Annotated in this window: 15 protein-coding genes; 5 read left to right on the top strand and 10 right to left on the bottom strand. The window is 36.2% G+C overall.

Annotated features, from left to right (window positions below):
- Positions 1 to 204: 204 nt before the first annotated feature.
- From AACZ30_RS01900 to AACZ30_RS01890, 3 genes are all read right to left on the bottom strand, one after another.
- Positions 205 to 1,629 (bottom strand): hypothetical protein, encoded by a 1,425-nt coding sequence (locus AACZ30_RS01900; protein ID WP_339647416.1) that lies wholly within the window; start codon positions 1,627 to 1,629, stop codon positions 205 to 207.
- Positions 1,630 to 1,734: 105 nt separating this feature from the next.
- A complete protein-coding gene (locus tag AACZ30_RS01895; protein WP_075326151.1) occupies positions 1,735 to 1,929 on the bottom strand; it encodes a DUF1328 domain-containing protein in 195 nt (64 codons plus the stop codon).
- A gap of 218 nt (positions 1,930 to 2,147) precedes the next feature.
- Positions 2,148 to 2,597, bottom strand: coding sequence for an Lrp/AsnC family transcriptional regulator (locus tag AACZ30_RS01890; protein WP_339647415.1), 450 nt, complete (start codon positions 2,595 to 2,597; stop codon positions 2,148 to 2,150).
- Positions 2,598 to 2,713: 116 nt separating this feature from the next.
- Here AACZ30_RS01890 and AACZ30_RS01885 point away from each other — a divergent pair, with 116 nt between their 5' ends.
- Positions 2,714 to 3,118 (top strand): hypothetical protein, encoded by a 405-nt coding sequence (locus AACZ30_RS01885; RefSeq protein ID WP_075326150.1) that lies wholly within the window; start codon positions 2,714 to 2,716, stop codon positions 3,116 to 3,118.
- A 9-nt stretch (positions 3,119 to 3,127) separates the two neighbouring features.
- On the opposite strand, the gene AACZ30_RS01880 is transcribed toward AACZ30_RS01885, so the two are convergent.
- Together AACZ30_RS01880 and AACZ30_RS01875 are read right to left on the bottom strand one after the other, a co-directional pair.
- Positions 3,128 to 3,739, bottom strand: coding sequence for a MarC family protein (locus AACZ30_RS01880; RefSeq protein ID WP_075326149.1), 612 nt, complete (start codon positions 3,737 to 3,739; stop codon positions 3,128 to 3,130).
- 424 nt (positions 3,740 to 4,163) lie between these two features.
- Positions 4,164 to 7,619: a methylmalonyl-CoA mutase family protein gene (locus AACZ30_RS01875; RefSeq protein ID WP_339647411.1), complete on the bottom strand. Its 3,456-nt coding sequence runs from the start codon at positions 7,617 to 7,619 to the stop codon at positions 4,164 to 4,166.
- 140 nt (positions 7,620 to 7,759) lie between these two features.
- Here AACZ30_RS01875 and purU point away from each other — a divergent pair, with 140 nt between their 5' ends.
- The 3 genes from purU (at position 7,760) to AACZ30_RS01860 (ending at position 9,691) form a co-directional block, all read left to right on the top strand.
- Positions 7,760 to 8,611 carry a formyltetrahydrofolate deformylase gene (purU, locus tag AACZ30_RS01870; protein WP_339647408.1) on the top strand — a complete coding sequence of 284 codons (852 nt, stop codon included), beginning with the start codon at positions 7,760 to 7,762 and terminating at the stop codon, positions 8,609 to 8,611.
- 62 nt (positions 8,612 to 8,673) lie between these two features.
- On the top strand, positions 8,674 to 9,381 hold the full coding sequence (locus tag AACZ30_RS01865) for a DUF4197 domain-containing protein (protein ID WP_339647405.1): 708 nt from the start codon (positions 8,674 to 8,676) through the stop codon (positions 9,379 to 9,381).
- Between the two features lie 127 nt (positions 9,382 to 9,508).
- Positions 9,509 to 9,691, top strand: a complete 183-nt coding sequence (locus AACZ30_RS01860; protein WP_075326145.1) for a Lacal_2735 family protein — start codon at positions 9,509 to 9,511, stop codon at positions 9,689 to 9,691.
- Here AACZ30_RS01860 and AACZ30_RS01855 read toward each other — a convergent pair.
- From AACZ30_RS01855 to prfA, 3 genes are all read right to left on the bottom strand, one after another.
- Complete coding sequence (locus AACZ30_RS01855) at positions 9,688 to 10,461, bottom strand: helical backbone metal receptor (RefSeq protein ID WP_339647396.1); 774 nt, start codon at positions 10,459 to 10,461, stop codon at positions 9,688 to 9,690. The genes AACZ30_RS01860 and AACZ30_RS01855 overlap by 4 nt on opposite strands.
- A 9-nt stretch (positions 10,462 to 10,470) precedes the next feature.
- Positions 10,471 to 11,289 carry an orotidine-5'-phosphate decarboxylase gene (gene pyrF / locus AACZ30_RS01850; RefSeq protein ID WP_339647393.1) on the bottom strand — a complete coding sequence of 273 codons (819 nt, stop codon included), beginning with the start codon at positions 11,287 to 11,289 and terminating at the stop codon, positions 10,471 to 10,473.
- Positions 11,290 to 11,497: 208 nt separating this feature from the next.
- The gene (gene prfA / locus AACZ30_RS01845; RefSeq protein WP_208224853.1) at positions 11,498 to 12,574 is read right to left on the bottom strand and encodes a peptide chain release factor 1; all 1,077 of its coding nucleotides are present in this window, start codon (positions 12,572 to 12,574) and stop codon (positions 11,498 to 11,500) included.
- 381 nt (positions 12,575 to 12,955) lie between these two features.
- Here prfA and AACZ30_RS01840 point away from each other — a divergent pair, with 381 nt between their 5' ends.
- A complete protein-coding gene (locus AACZ30_RS01840) occupies positions 12,956 to 13,615 on the top strand; it encodes an ATP-binding cassette domain-containing protein (protein WP_339647389.1) in 660 nt (219 codons plus the stop codon).
- Between the two features lie 55 nt (positions 13,616 to 13,670).
- Here AACZ30_RS01840 and AACZ30_RS01835 read toward each other — a convergent pair whose 3' ends face one another.
- Both AACZ30_RS01835 and AACZ30_RS01830 read right to left on the bottom strand, forming a co-directional pair.
- Positions 13,671 to 14,003, bottom strand: coding sequence for a hypothetical protein (locus tag AACZ30_RS01835; RefSeq protein ID WP_208224851.1), 333 nt, complete (start codon positions 14,001 to 14,003; stop codon positions 13,671 to 13,673).
- A 497-nt stretch (positions 14,004 to 14,500) separates the two neighbouring features.
- On the bottom strand, positions 14,501 to 15,438 hold a 938-nt coding region (locus tag AACZ30_RS01830), incomplete at its 5' end, for an AIR synthase-related protein (RefSeq protein ID WP_339647382.1).

The raw sequence follows: 15,438 nt of genomic DNA, 5'->3' as shown, positions 1-15,438 counted from the left end.
GTTTCAAAATGATTATCAGGTGGGAAATTAACAACAAATAAATTACAATTATTAGCATAGAAAGGATTATGCAGTAAAAGATCAACAAATTGGAATCACCCTCCGGTATCCTTAAGTCTGAATACCGTCCGCCGGAGTTGGTGGTTTCGTAGTTACTAAATTATACGTTTCAACACTCGTGAGCATCAGCAGTTTTTTCCTGAATTAACCTTCAGCTTTATAATATTTTGCTTCTCCCAGGTATTCCCTGATTTTGTCGTTATAAGTTTCACTTAATTTAAGGTCTAAAATACCCTCAATCTCATATAAAGCTTCCATATCGTCAAATCCGGTTTTTAATAAATCTTCAAGATATAAAAGGGCGGTTTCGTGATCGCCATCGTGACCCGCAATTTTAATGATGTTTAAATAAGCCTCAGGATCTTCCTTATCAAATATAGTTCTAAGTACACTAACAAACACTTTAGAACGCGGTGTGGCCTGGGAATTCACATACCCATCGTAATAATTTTTGCTAAGATTATCTAGAAAACCTTGCAGCCTGCTAGCCATTTTTTGTTTAGGTCCGCTAAACTTTTCTTCGTTTTTCTTTAAATCTTCTACCTGGGCAGCCCACCAGCCCACATTTTCGAAATTTGAAGTCACCACATCGGTTTCCATATAATAAATATATTCTTCCTGTTTAGCTTCTTCAGATGCTGCTACATTTCGGTAATCCCTTCTCTGCTCTTTAAAGGCTTTATTCCTTCTTATATTTCTTATTTGATCGCGCAAATCTACGTCTATATCAAAATCTTCATACTTATCTTCTATTTGCTTAAGTTTTTCGAAAGCCTGGTAATAATTCCTGGTACGCCTTAAAACTTCGGCATATTCTACTTCAGCATCAAAAAGTGATTTTACTAAATTTAAATCTTTAGTCCTTTTACCTTCTTTCATCGCATTCAGGGTAAAGCCGGCTACCGCATTCCTAATTACATCCACATCTGGCCACTCTACATCTTCTTCACAGGTATAATAATTTATTTCCGTTGGAAAGTTTTTACTGTCCAGGTAGTTTTCAATTTCCTCTAAAACGAACATAGAATTATTACTATCGCAAGCCAACGCACTAAACATAAATTTATTATTGATATTTAAATATTCGGTATTTATCCAGGCATTTTCTACCGCCAATACTCCTGAAACGTTATTGTAAAGAAAAGGCAGTGCCGTAGCCAGTTGGCCGCCGGCTGAAAGACCCGCCACGTAAACCTGTTTGCGATCTATAGACAGCATCCCGTCTACCTGGTTAATAAAGGGAGCTACTTTGTCCAGGTTATTTTTTAAAGAATCTTGTTTTAAATTTAAATTAGAAGAGGCAATTATATAAGACTGTTCTTCGGCTACTGTTCTAAAAAGCTGGGTGGTTGCTCTTCCCCGGCCTTCGTGATCAAAAACAAAGATTACCGGCCATTGTTCCTTTTGATTAAAATTTTGTGGCAGATAAATTGTAAAACTACTCGCCGTGGTATCGGCAGTTGGTATAGAATCTACAATTTTACCAAGAGGAAGTTCTATTTCTTGCGCATTGCCATATTGAAAAATAAAAGTAAAAAGCAATATTAAAATTGGTATCCTTTTCATCATAATCTTAAATAATTAATATAAATATAAGCATAGATATCAAAGATCGTGCATAAAAAAGCCCTCATCATAGATGAAGGCTAAATAATTATATAGGTGAGATAGATTCTATTTTTTTATTCGTTGTAATCTCATTTGGTCTTTTCTAAAAAACAAACGCGCAACTAAAGAGACTACTAATAAGTCTGCAAAGATTAAAAACAACACCCTCACTACTTCAATACCGGCAAAATTTAATCCGGAAAATCCTATCGCACCGGTTAATGCCGCTACGATTAGATATAATGTACTATACTTTCTCATAATGTAATTTCCTTTTTTTTTGTAAAAATAGCTATAGTATAGTCGTCATGGTATTAACAAAATTACAATTTGCTATACTTTAACTAAAACAAAATTTGAATTAAGAATTTCGTTAAAAACAGGTGAAAAAGTAAAAGGATTTAACGAATTTCTGCATTTTAAATATTAAAAATTAGCGAGTCTAAAATTTGAAGAAAGGAAAGTATTAAAAATTAAGTTTATTTTATTTTACTCTTATTTATAGCTGCAAAATCTACTACCTGGGAAAGCACAATATGGGTTTTGGTTTCTCCATAAGTAATAAGTTTATCAATAAATTCTTCCAGATGAACCTGATCCCGAAGAACAACTTCCATAATTATATTTTCATTACCTGTAATGCGATAACAATTATTAACTTCTTTAAATTCTTTTACTTTTTCTAAAAATGGTTTTAATCTACCCATAAAAGCCCTAAGCGTAATAATTGCTTTTAACTGGTAACCTGCCCTATGATAGGAAATTTGGGTTTTATAGCCTTTTATAATCCCGGCATCTTCCATTTTTTTTACCCGCTCAGCTACTGCCGGGGAGCTTAAACCTACTTCCCTACCAATTTCGGCAAAAGAATATCTGGCATTTTCCTGCAATCGTGTTAAGATTGCCCAGTTAAGTTCATCTACATGCATATTAAAGTTTTTAAATATAAATACCTTAATTTTAAAGGTAAAACCTCTAATTGAAATTAAAACACAAAGATAGACTATTTAATTTCTCATTAATTTTATGCTGAAATTAAATAAAAATGGCTCAGGCTTTCCCTAATAATACATATCACATGCCGGTTTACCGGAAAGCGCTGGAAATCTTTAAACTTTCCAGGGCAATGGCGGTGCATTTTACCCAGGATAAGCACGTTGTGGAAATGGGATTTTCAGCCTGCCCTAAAGACCGTTATGCAGGAGACCTTGTATCTGAATCGCTTCAACTTGCTCCCGGTATAGCTTCAGTGGCTACAGCAAAAAGTTCTGGTTCCCGTTTAGAACGAATTAGAAATATTAGGAAAGCGAGTAAAAGTCTACAATTACTCTGTAAAAATCTAGAATTTTCAGGAGCTAAAGAACATGAATTTCTAAATTTACTTAAGAAAGAAATTCATATTTTCGATAAGATGATTGCAGACTGGATTCAACAAATTAGAAAGGTGTAAGCTTCAAATTTAGAAGAAAGCGATTTTAATCCCTTCAATAAGCATATTGGTTCCTATAATTGCTATTATTAGTCCCATTATTTTTTCAATCACAATAATCTTATTTTGTCCAATAAACCGCACCAGGTAATCACTGGAAATAAATGCCAGGTGGTTTAAAACCATAATTAATCCAAACATTGCTACAATAATCGCCATATCTACATAACTAGCGGTGGTAGTATAGTTCATGGCGGTTACAATAGTTCCCGGCCCGGCAAGAATTGGAATTGCCAGTGGAGAAATTGAGATCCCTTCGTTGAAATCAATTTCGGTTTGGTTATCAATACTTGATTGCTGCGCCCTAATCATTTCAAAACCTACAAAAAACACAAGGATTCCCCCGGTAATTTTAAAGGCAGGAATTGTGAGACCAAAAAGTTGAAAAATGTATTTTCCCAACAGAATAAATCCTGTAACAATTACGAATGCGGTGAAAGTCGCTTTTTTAGAAATAAAACGCTTTCTTTTTCCATCGGCCTGTTTGGTAAGGCTAAGAAATATAGGAATATTCCCCACGGGATTATTAATCGCGAAGAATGCGGTAAACGCACCTATGGCATATAACCAGATATTTTCCATAGATTTAAATTTTTGGCACTTACGAAGTTACAGGTTAAATTTTAGAAGCTGCAAAACTAATCTGAATTTTAGCGCTGCCCAATAAAAAAGATAAAAATTTTAAAGCACCTTAAAACCTTGCAATTAAAATATCACTTTTTTAGAAGATTGAAGGAATAACCGGGTTGGTTCATGGAATGATATTATTGAAATCCTGAGATAAAATTATTCATAAATTAAAAATCCCAATGAGGCTTTCGCCCATTGGGATGATTTATCAATAAATCTATAATATTAAAGCCGTGATCGCCAGGCTCATCACTTCATTTAAAAAAACATTTCGAAAGTAATTCAGTTCTTTAGATCCCGATATCGCTGCGCTCATCGGGATAAGCGATTCGCACACATTCCCAAAGCTTTTCGCTTTGAGAATGTGGCTCTCTGCTTACATATTTCTTCTATACTGCCCGCCTACCTCAAACATAGCCTGGGTTATTTGGCCCAAAGAGCAAACTTTGGTGGCTTCCATTAATTCTTTAAAAATGTTTTCATTTTTAATAGAGGCCTCTTTAATTTTCTCTAAAGCTGCTTCAGCTGAATCTTCTTTTGCTTTGTGCAGCGTACGCAAAGTTTTTAACTGATGCTGCTTCTCCTCTTCCGTAGCTCTAATCACTTCACCCGGAGTCACCGTTGGCGAACCGGTAGAACTTAAAAAGGTATTTACCCCAATAATAGGATAATCGCCATTATGCTTTAAAGTTTCATAATGCAAGCTTTCCTCCTGGATTTTTCCACGTTGATACATGGTTTCCATTGCGCCAAGAACCCCACCTCTTTCTGTAATTCTATCGAATTCAGTTAAAACGGCTTCCTCCACAAGATCGGTTAGTTCTTCGATAATAAAAGAACCCTGAATTGGATTCTCGTTTTTCGCAAGTCCTAGTTCTTTATTGATAATTAACTGAATAGCCATCGCTCTTCTTACCGAAGCCTCGGTAGGCGTTGTGATCGCTTCATCATAGGCATTGGTATGTAGCGAATTACAGTTGTCATAAATCGCATAAAGTGCCTGAAGCGTAGTTCTAATATCGTTAAAGTCTATTTCCTGGGCGTGTAAAGACCTACCTGAAGTTTGAATATGATATTTCAGCATTTGCGCCCTTGGGTTTGCACCGTATTTGTGCTTCAAAGCTTTAGACCAAATTTTACGTGCGACCCTTCCAATAACCGCGTATTCAGGATCTATTCCGTTAGAAAAGAAGAACGAAAGATTTGGACCAAATTTGTTAATATCCATTCCCCTGCTTAAGTAATATTCCACGTAAGTGAAACCATTGGCCAGGGTAAAAGCTAACTGTGTAATTGGATTTGCACCGGCTTCAGCAATATGATATCCGGAAATTGAAACCGAATAAAAGTTCCTTACTTTTTCTTTAATAAAATGTTCCTGCACATCCCCCATTAAACGCAAAGCGAATTCCGTAGAAAAGATACAGGTATTTTGCGCCTGGTCTTCTTTTAAAATATCAGCTTGTACGGTTCCACGAACCACGCTAATAGTTTTCTCTTTTATGTCCTCGTAAACCTCTGCCGGCAGAACCTGGTCTCCGGTAAGTCCTAAAAGCATTAATCCAAGCCCATCGTTTCCTTCGGGTAGCTCACCGCGATAAACGGGACGATCTAGATCACGATCATCATAAAGCTCTTTATATTTTGCTTCAACTTTATCCTCCAGGCCGTTTTCTTTAATGTATTTCTCACATTGCTGATCTATGGCTGCATTCATAAAGAAACCAAGCAACATTGGCGCCGGTCCATTTATTGTCATACTTACCGATGTCATAGCATCTGCGAGATCAAAGCCGGAATAGAGCTTTTTAGCATCATCCAAACAGCAAATAGAAACCCCGGAATTTCCAATTTTTCCATAAATATCGGGACGTTCATCTGGATCGTTTCCGTAAAGCGTTACCGAATCAAAAGCGGTAGAAAGCCTTTTTGCGGGTAAGCCCATACTAACGTAATGAAATCGGCGGTTGGTACGTTCTGGCCCACCTTCCCCGGCAAACATTCTTGTAGGATCTTCGCCCTGTCTCTTAAACGGATAAAGCCCAGCGGTATATGGAAATTCTCCCGGAACATTTTCCTGAAGGCACCATTTTAAAATATCGCCCCAGGCTTTATATTTTGGAAGTGAAACTTTTGGAATTTGTGTATGGGAAAGCGACTCGGTATGTGTATCTATTTTTATCTCTTTATCGCGAACTTTAAAGGAATAAACAGGTTCTACATATTTATTAACCTTCTCCTGCCAGCTCTGTATCACTTCCCAGTTATAGGGATCTAAATCCATTTTTACACGATCAAATTCTGCAAAAAGAAGTTTTAGAAAATCCTTTTGAGAATCTTCGGCAAACTCATTTATTTCTTCCTGGTTAATGCCGTGCTTTTCTAAATATTTAGATTGATTGTTTGTCATTTCCAAACCAGAAACCGACTCGATAGTTTTAAAAACTCCGTAAAGTTTTTGTGCTACCTCAGCCTGGTTTGCGGCTTTCTCGTCGTAACTTCTATTATTTTCTGCAATTTCTGAAAGATAACGTGTTCGTTTCGGTGGAATTACGAAGATCTTTTCACTCATTTCTGCTGAAATCTCAAAGGTAGAATTCAGATCGGCTTTGGTTTTTTCAGCAATCTTATCCATAATTTGACGATATAGGGTGTTCATCCCCGGATCGTTAAACTGAGATGCGATGGTTCCAAAAACCGGAAGTTTTTCAGCGTCTTCATGCCATAATTGGTGATTTCGCTGGTATTGTTTTTTCACGTCACGCAAGGCATCCTGTGCACCACGTTTATCAAATTTATTGATCGCCACTAAATCAGCAAAATCAAGCATATCAATTTTCTCTAACTGCGTTGCTGCACCAAATTCTGGCGTCATCACATATAGAGCAACGTCAGAATGATCCATAATTTCAGTATCACTCTGTCCAATTCCGGAAGTCTCAAGGATAATTAAGTCAAATTCAGCAGCTTTTAGAACTTCAACGGCTTCAGCCACGTGTTTTGAAAGCGCCAGGTTAGATTGGCGGGTAGCTAGGGAACGCATATAAACGTGTTTATTGTTTATGGCATTCATCCTAATTCTATCTCCCAGCAAAGCGCCGCCGGTCTTCCTTTTAGAAGGATCTACTGAGATAATCCCGATATTTTTCTTTGGAAAATCACCTAAAAATCGGCGTACTAATTCGTCTACCAAACTAGATTTTCCGGAACCACCGGTTCCGGTAATTCCAAGAACAGGAATTTCGCTTTTATCTGTGTCTTCTCTTAAAGGTTCAAAATGCTTCAGAAAAGAATCGTGTTTATTTTCAGCAAGGGAAATTAGCCTTGAAATAGTATTTACATTCTTATTTTTTAAATCTTCAGCAACAGATTTTTCTTCAACCAAATCGCGAGTTTCAGTATCTACCCGCTTCACCATATCATTGATCATTCCCTGGAGTCCCAATTCACGACCATCATCTGGCGAGTAAATTCGGGTTATCCCGTAATCCATCAATTCCTTAATTTCTTCAGGAAGAATTACTCCGCCACCACCGCCAAAAATAGCGATATGACCGGCGTTTTTCTCCTTAAGCAAGTCGTGCATATATTTAAAATACTCGGTGTGACCTCCCTGATAGGAAGTCATTGCGATAGCCTGGGCATCTTCCTGGATAGCGCAATTCACCACCTCGTCTACACTACGGTCGTGACCAAGGTGAATTACCTCAACTCCCGTAGATTGGATGATTCGGCGCATAATGTTTATAGCCGCATCATGCCCATCAAAAAGCGAAGCTGCGGTAACGATTCTTATTTTATTTTTAGGCGTATATGGTTTTTGTTGTTCCATTTGTAATGATATCGTGTTTTTGGTACTGCAATTTACGAAAATTGTAATTCTCAAGAGCCTTCTGTGATATTAATATAATTCTAAAATCAGGCCTAATGAAACAGCCCAAAATGCTTAATTTTATCTTTTAAAATCCTGCTATGTCAAAAATTACGCTTCTTATACATTGCCCTGACACTTCAGGAATTATTGCTCACGTTACCTCCTTTTTTTATAAAAAGCAGGGCAATATTATTTATATAGATCAATATGTAGATGTAGAAAATACTGTTTTCTTTATGCGTCTGGAATGTGAGTTTAATGCGGAAACCAATATTAGCGCCACCAAAGAAGAATTTAAGGAAACTGTTGCTGAAAAATATAATATGTCCTGGGAAATGTATTCAGACAATACACTACCCAGAATGGCCGTTTTTGTTTCTAAATACGACCATTGCCTGTATGATATTTTAAGCAGATATAAATCAAACGAACTAAAAGTATTTATACCATTAATTATTAGCAATCATAAAGACCTTGAGCAGGTAGCCCAAAATTTTGGAATTCCGTTTCATCATATTCCTGTAACTGCCAAGACAAAAGAAAAAGCTGCTGAAATCCAGCTTGAATTGCTTCAAAAAGAAAAAGTAGATTTTATTGTCCTGGCCAGGTATATGCAGATAATACCAAAGTCTTTAATAGCAAGTTTTCCCAATCGAATCATTAATATTCACCACTCATTCCTGCCTGCATTTGCCGGAGCCAAACCATATCACCTGGCCTACAAACGAGGTGTAAAAATAATTGGAGCTACCAGTCATTACGTAACTGAAGAGCTAGACGCTGGCCCTATAATTGAACAGGATATTACACGCATTTCACATAGCCATTCAATTAAAGACCTTATTTTAAAAGGAAGAGACCTGGAAAAAATTGTCTTAGCCAAAGGAGTAAAATATCATATTGAAAGAAAAACCCTGGTTTTCAATAACAAAACTATAGTTTTTATTTAACAGCTGTTTTCTCGGCCAATCGGTTTCTTTGCAAAAATGGTACATTTGCAAAAAAGCATTCTATGAAAAAGATTACTCTCATTTTAAGCATATTTATTTTCTCCTCCTGTGCTGAATTACAAACTATAGCCGAAAATTACCCGCAAGCAGGCGTTAGCAATACCGAAATAGCTTCAGGTTTGCGCCAGGCTTTAGACATGGGAATTGAAAAGCAAGTCACAAAACTTACGGAGGAAAATGGGTTTTACAACAATAAACTGGTAAGAATTACTTTGCCGGCAGAACTGCAAAAGGTAGACAAAACCCTTCGTGATATTGGGCTGGACGCTTTAGCAGATCAAGGCTTAAAAGTATTAAACAGGGCTGCTGAAGAAGCAGTTAAAGAAGCCACTCCAATTTTTGTAAATGCCGTTAAAGAAATCACGTTTAATGATGCGCGAAATATACTATTAGGCCAGGATAACGCCGCTACAATGTATCTTACCGGTAAAACCGAAAAGCCTCTTTACAGCAAATTCAATCCTGTTGTAACCAATTCCCTGGAGAAAGTAGGTGCTACTGAAGTATGGACCAATATTATAAACCGATATAACAGTTTACCGCTAACCAACAATGTTAATCCAGACCTGGCCGATTATGTAACCAATGAAGCTTTAAATGGTGTTTATACAATGATCGCGGTTGAAGAAAAAGAAATAAGAGAAAAGGTTTCTGCAAGGACTACAAATCTTTTACAACGAGTATTCGCACTGCAAGACAACCAGTATTAAAAGGGCATCTCTAATATTTTAACATTTAAAGCCTGAAAGAAAGATTTTTTACATGAACATTAACGCCGACTTAGCAATCCTTTGCGGTGTTGGCTCCTATCTTTGCATCAAAGACGAAAACAAAATTATGTTCAAAATCTTTGAAACAAAATCTACAGAAGAATGCCTGTGTGATAAGTATACTCACCTTATGCACAAAGCTTACAAGTTGGCGCTTACCGATAAAGAGGAAAGTGACCGGTTGAACGCTCGTGCAAAATCTATTCTAAGGGAACTTCGAAGAATGAATTATGATAAAATAGATTATTAACTTCTAAGCGTTTTAAAATAATCTATTGCTCCTACCAAACTTGACCCGTACCAGCTAAAATATTCCCCATCTACCAGTTGAATTTCAATATTTAATTCTGAAAAATATTCTTTATGCTTTTCCTCGAACGGAAATGGTTCAGAGGAAAGCAATAATAAATCAGGGTTTTTAGCCTTTAATTCTTCAAGAGTGGTTTCTGGATACCTTGATTCCCTGAACACATTTTCAAACTTATTCAGTTTTAAAAGTTCATCTATAAAAGTGTCTTTTCCAGCAACCATTAAAGGTTTTTTCCAAATAAAATATGCTACTTTTTTTACCGGTTTATCCTGAAGTTTTTCCTGGAGAACCTCAATTTTTTCCCTAACGGAATTTACCATTGTTCCCACTAAAGCTTCTTTCTGAAAGATCTCACCGTATTGATGCATCAATGTAAAAGCATCTTCAATTTTTACAATATCTGAAACGTGTACGGGAGCAATTTCTTCCAACTCCTCTACCATTTCTTTGGTATTCTCCTCTTTATTACAGAGAATAATATCTGGCTCTAAAGCTTTGATTTTTTCAATCTTAACCTGCTTGGTACCGCCTACGATGGTTTTGGTTTTCCGAAGATATTTTGGATGAACGCAGAATTTAGTAATGCCTACCAGCTTATCCTCCAAACCTAAGTCTACCAGAAGTTCGGATTGACTTGGCACTAAAGAAATGATTCTTTTTGGAACGTTGGGAAGGGAAATCTTTCTTTGTAATTGATCCTTATCTTCCATGTTAGAATTTTAAAGTTTACTCAACTCTTCAGCCATTTGCTGCTGAAGTACTTCAGCTTTGGCTCCTGCTATTTCAGCGAAATTTGAAGATTCTGAAGCATAAATAATCTTTCGGGAAGAATTTACTAAAAGACCAACATTTTTCGTCATTCCGTATTTGCAAACATCTTCAAGTTTTCCGCCCTGGGCACCAACACCAGGTACTAACAAGAAATTTTCAGGAATAATCTCCCTTATTTCTTTTAGAAATTCAGCTTTAGTCGCTCCCACAACGTACATCAAATTCTCAGAATTTTTCCAGGTTTTTGAGGTTTTCAGGACTTTTTTATAAAGTTCTTCGCCATCAATTTGCTGAGTTTGAAAATCGAAAGCACCTTCATTAGAAGTTAAAGCCAGTAAAATTGCCTGCCGATTATCAAATTCCAGAAACGGCTCTACTGAATCCTTACCCATATAGGGCGCTACCGTTACCGAATCAAAACCGAGATCCTGGAGAAAAGTTTTAGCATACATTCTGGAAGTATTACCAATATCGCCACGTTTGGCATCAGCAATGGTATATATTTCGGGATATTCGTGGTGAAGGTAATTGATTGTTTTTTCTAAAGCCTGCCAGCCTTCAACTCCATTAGCTTCATAAAAAGCGATATTAGGCTTATAAGCCACGCAAAATTTATGAGTTGCGTCTATTATGGCTTTATTGAATTCAAAGATAGGATCGTCTTCAGACAATAAATAGGTGGGAATCCTATCTATATCCACATCAAGTCCCACACATAAAAACGATTGCTTTTTAAAGATCTGTTCAGTTAATTCTTGTGGGGACATAGGTTAGTTTTTTGTAATTAATATGATTCAAAATAAAAAGAAAATTCCGCTTTCGCGGAAAGTAATTCTTAAAATAAAACTCGAGGCTATTGAAAACATATAAAAATCGTCATTCTGAATTCATTTCAGAATCTAATTAGTTAATATCTCAAACAAGTTAGAAGCTGAAACAAGTTCAGCTTGACGATAATAGGCACCTCCGAAATTGTTAAAATATATCTGAATTTTCCTTAAGCTTCTCTGTATTTTCTACAAATCGCAATTCGTCCAGTATTTTCTGGATATCCCCATTAATGATATTTGAAAGATCATAAAGAGTAAGGTTTATACGGTGATCTGTAACCCTTCCCTGGGAATAGTTATAGGTTCTAATTTTCGCACTACGGTCACCACTGGAAACCATAGAGTTTCTTTTGGCAGCATCGGCTTCCTGCTTTTTAGCAAGTTCCATCTCGTATAAACGGGAACGTAATACTCTAAAAGCTTTCTCCTTATTCTTATGCTGTGATTTTTGATCCTGGCACTGTGCAACCAATCCTGTAGGCTCGTGAGTTAATCTCACGGCAGAATAAGTAGTGTTTACCGATTGCCCACCGGGACCGGAAGAACAGAAATAATCTATTCTTACTTCTTTTGGATCTATTTCTACATCAAATTCTTCAGCTTCAGGTAGTACCATTACGGTAGCTGCAGAGGTATGCACACGCCCCTGTGTTTCGGTTTGTGGCACACGTTGTACACGGTGTACACCGGCTTCAAACTTCATTGTACCATAAACATCTTCACCAGAAACTTCAAAAATCATTTCTTTAAATCCGCCGCTGGTACCTTCGCTATAATCTACAATATTATGCTTCCAGCCTTTGCTTTCTACATATTTGGTATACATTCTATAAAGATCTCCGGCAAAAATACTAGCCTCATCACCACCGGTACCGGCCCTAATTTCTATTACCACGTTCTTGGCGTCGTCTGGATCTTTAGGAACCAGCATCATCCTAATCTTTTCTTCCAGCTTTGGCACTTCCTTTTCGGCTTCTTCCAACTGCATTTTGGCCATTTCGGTCATTTCCGCATCGCTGCCATCGGCAATAATTTCTTTGGCTTCTTCAATATTATTGGTGAGTTCCAAATATCTTTCGCGCTCATCCATTAAAGCCCTAAGATCTTTATATTCTTTATTTAATTCTATGTATCGCTTTTGATCTGAAATCACATCGGGCTGAATAATAAGATCATTCACCTCATCAAAACGCTGCTTTACTATATTAAGCTTCTCAATCATATAATCACACTGATTTTAGGAAAACAAATTTACGATAAATTGGGCGAATTATAAGATTGAAAAAAGAATTGTAAATTGAAACGATCTTACAACTTTTATGATAAGCAAAACCAGGGCAATATTTTATTTTTACCGACAATTTATTTTGGGGTCTATTTTATTGAATTTCTTTTTCCTGTTTTTCGGAAACCCTGTAGTATTTATCGTATTATTCAAACTTTTTATTGGGGGCCTTATATTCTATTTATATAAAACTACTTACAAACACCAGCTTTACTTTTACCAAAACCTTTCCCTTAGCAGTATAAAGCTATTTATATTAAGCTTACTTATAGATTTTATTTTCATCATAATCTCTGCCGGAATTTATTCTCTGATAATATGATCTTCGAAATTGATAATGTTGAACTCTATTTCGCCGAAAAGCAAATTCTTAACGGAGTTTACTTAAAGGCTGAAACAGGAAAAGTTACCGGAATACTTGGTGCAAATGGCTGCGGGAAGAGTAGTTTGCTCAACATTTTCTTCGGAAGTCTTCAGCCCAGGCACAAATTGATTAGAATTGATAAAAAACCTTACCTGAAGCCACTTTTTAAATACGGAATGGTAAACTATTTACCGCAACAAAATTTTATTCCGCCCAAAATGAAAATTGAAACCTGCTTTCAACTTTTTAAAGTAGATCTAAAGGAATTTTTAAAGATTTTCCCTGAATTTAAGGCCACAAAAAACAATAAAATGCGAGAGCTTTCAGGTGGACAACAACGTGTAGTAGAAATTTATATTTGCCTAAATAGCAGAGCTAAACTTATTCTTCTAGACGAACCATTTTCGCATCTTTCGCCATTGTATGTAGAGAAAATTAAACATTTACTTCAAAAATTAAAGAAAGAAAAAGCCATAATTATTACCGACCATATGTATCGGCATATTTTGGATTCCAGCGATGAGATTTATCTTCTAAAAAATGGCAGTACACAGCTTATTAAAGAGGAAAAAGCTTTGGAAGATTATCAATATTTAAGAGTTGGTACGTTTTAGATTTATAGCCTAAAAAAACAGAAAATTTTAATTTAAGCTTTCTTCAACTTAAAGATTATACTTCAGCATCCACCCCCTCAATGTAGTTGAATTCTAAAGGTTTCATCCAGAAAAGAATAATTAAACCAAGGCTAAAAATATGAAGAAATCTATCGGGGTAATAAAATACGGGCATATCTAAATAGAAGGCAATAAAGAAATTCACATCAGAGAGGGCCAGGAAAAGTGCAGCCAGCAAAAAATAGGAACTTTTTTTGTTGCTGTACCTATTATTATAAGTAATTGCTGTTCCAACCAACATCATCGTTAGAATGGTAAAGCCCAAATAGGCCGGATCAAAATAATCGTACAAATGAACTTCTGGGACCATATCTAAGAGTTCAAACAATAAATAAATATTGATACCTACCACGGCCAAACCCAGAAACAGTTCAAAAAACCTAAATTTTATAGCCCTAATTTTAGGAAAAACAATTAAAATCAACGCAAAGAAAATCGAAGATCTGGAAATAAAAGTTATAAAATTAAAGATTTGATTTTCGTAAAAAAGGAGCGCTATATCGCAAATCCAAAAGGAAAATAATACGCAATGAATTTTAGATTTAAAAGCCTGGAAAGACAAACTCCATAAAATAAAATACGAAGATGTTGCGACCCTTACCCACCTGCTGGCTTCTTCAGTAAAAAAATAGAGACTAAGTAAATTGAGTATAACCCAAACAACGGTTGAGGCAAAAACAAATTTGGAGTTATATATATTCAATTTATTCGCCAATAGGGTATATTTTTAGAGGTAAGTAAAGAAACCTTAAAAACTTAGCTTGAAATTCTATGCAATCTATACTTTTCAAAAAATCACTACTATCAATAAACTAGAAGAAGGTTTTAATACTCAAATTTTCCAAACTCACTGTTAATAGTAAGTTTCTTTTTATCTGCAGCTTCCACCCTACCAACAATTTGGGCATCTACATTAAAAGATTTAGAAATAGCGATAATCTCTTCGGCAATTTCAGGATTTACATAAAGCTCCATACGGTGGCCCATATTAAAAACCTGGTACATTTCTTTCCAGTCGGTTTTGCTTTCTTGCTGAATGAGTTTGAAAAGTGGTGGCACCTCAAACATATTGTCTTTAACAATATGCAAATTATCTATAAAGTGAAGAATTTTGGTTTGGGCACCTCCACTGCAATGCACCATCCCATTAATTTCTTTATTGCTGAATTTAGAAAGTATCTTCTTAATAATTGGTGCGTAAGTTCGGGTGGGAGAAAGCACTAATTTCCCAGCGTCTAAAGGTGAATTTTCAACCTTATCGGTTAAAGATTTAGTCCCGGAATAGATCAAATCTTCAGGAATATCGTTATCAAAACTTTCAGGATATTTTTCGGCTAAAACCTTAGAAAAAACGTCGTGGCGTGCAGAAGTAAGTCCGTTACTACCCATTCCGCCGTTATACTCTTTTTCGTAAGAAGCCTGGCCGGAAGAAGATAAACCAACAATTACATTTCCGGGTTTAATATTGGCATTATCAATTACGTCAGATTTTTTCATCCTGGCGGTTACGGTAGAATCTACAATAATAGTTCTTACAAGATCGCCAACATCGGCAGTTTCGCCACCGGTAGAATGAATCTCAACGCCGAAGTCTTTTAACTCGGTAATCAATTCTTCGGTTCCATTAATTATTGCTGAAATTACCTCACCCGGAATTTTATTTTTATTTCGCCCAATTGTGGAAGACAACATAATATTATCTACAGCGCCCACACAAAGCAGATCGTCTATATTCATAATTAGTGCATCTTGCGCAATGCCTT

Source organism: uncultured Salegentibacter sp., assembly GCF_963972535.1.
Classification (GTDB): Bacteria; Bacteroidota; Bacteroidia; order Flavobacteriales; family Flavobacteriaceae; genus Salegentibacter.
The sequence above is the reverse complement of the archived record's forward strand: the minus strand, read 5'-3'. Positions and strand labels throughout refer to the sequence as shown.

Coding starts and splice junctions, on each gene's coding strand:
- prfA (WP_208224853.1), bottom strand. CDS start 12,574: ATGATTGAGAAGCTTAATATAGTAAAGCAGCGTTTTGATGAGGTGAAT.
- AACZ30_RS01865 (WP_339647405.1), top strand. CDS start 8,674: ATGAAAAAGATTACTCTCATTTTAAGCATATTTATTTTCTCCTCCTGT.
- purU (WP_339647408.1), top strand. CDS start 7,760: ATGTCAAAAATTACGCTTCTTATACATTGCCCTGACACTTCAGGAATT.
- AACZ30_RS01890 (WP_339647415.1), bottom strand. CDS start 2,597: ATGCATGTAGATGAACTTAACTGGGCAATCTTAACACGATTGCAGGAA.
- AACZ30_RS01900 (WP_339647416.1), bottom strand. CDS start 1,629: ATGATGAAAAGGATACCAATTTTAATATTGCTTTTTACTTTTATTTTT.
- AACZ30_RS01855 (WP_339647396.1), bottom strand. CDS start 10,461: ATGGAAGATAAGGATCAATTACAAAGAAAGATTTCCCTTCCCAACGTT.
- AACZ30_RS01875 (WP_339647411.1), bottom strand. CDS start 7,619: ATGGAACAACAAAAACCATATACGCCTAAAAATAAAATAAGAATCGTT.
- AACZ30_RS01860 (WP_075326145.1), top strand. CDS start 9,509: ATGTTCAAAATCTTTGAAACAAAATCTACAGAAGAATGCCTGTGTGAT.
- AACZ30_RS01885 (WP_075326150.1), top strand. CDS start 2,714: ATGGCTCAGGCTTTCCCTAATAATACATATCACATGCCGGTTTACCGG.
- pyrF (WP_339647393.1), bottom strand. CDS start 11,289: ATGTCCCCACAAGAATTAACTGAACAGATCTTTAAAAAGCAATCGTTT.
- AACZ30_RS01840 (WP_339647389.1), top strand. CDS start 12,956: ATGATCTTCGAAATTGATAATGTTGAACTCTATTTCGCCGAAAAGCAA.
- AACZ30_RS01895 (WP_075326151.1), bottom strand. CDS start 1,929: ATGAGAAAGTATAGTACATTATATCTAATCGTAGCGGCATTAACCGGT.
- AACZ30_RS01880 (WP_075326149.1), bottom strand. CDS start 3,739: ATGGAAAATATCTGGTTATATGCCATAGGTGCGTTTACCGCATTCTTC.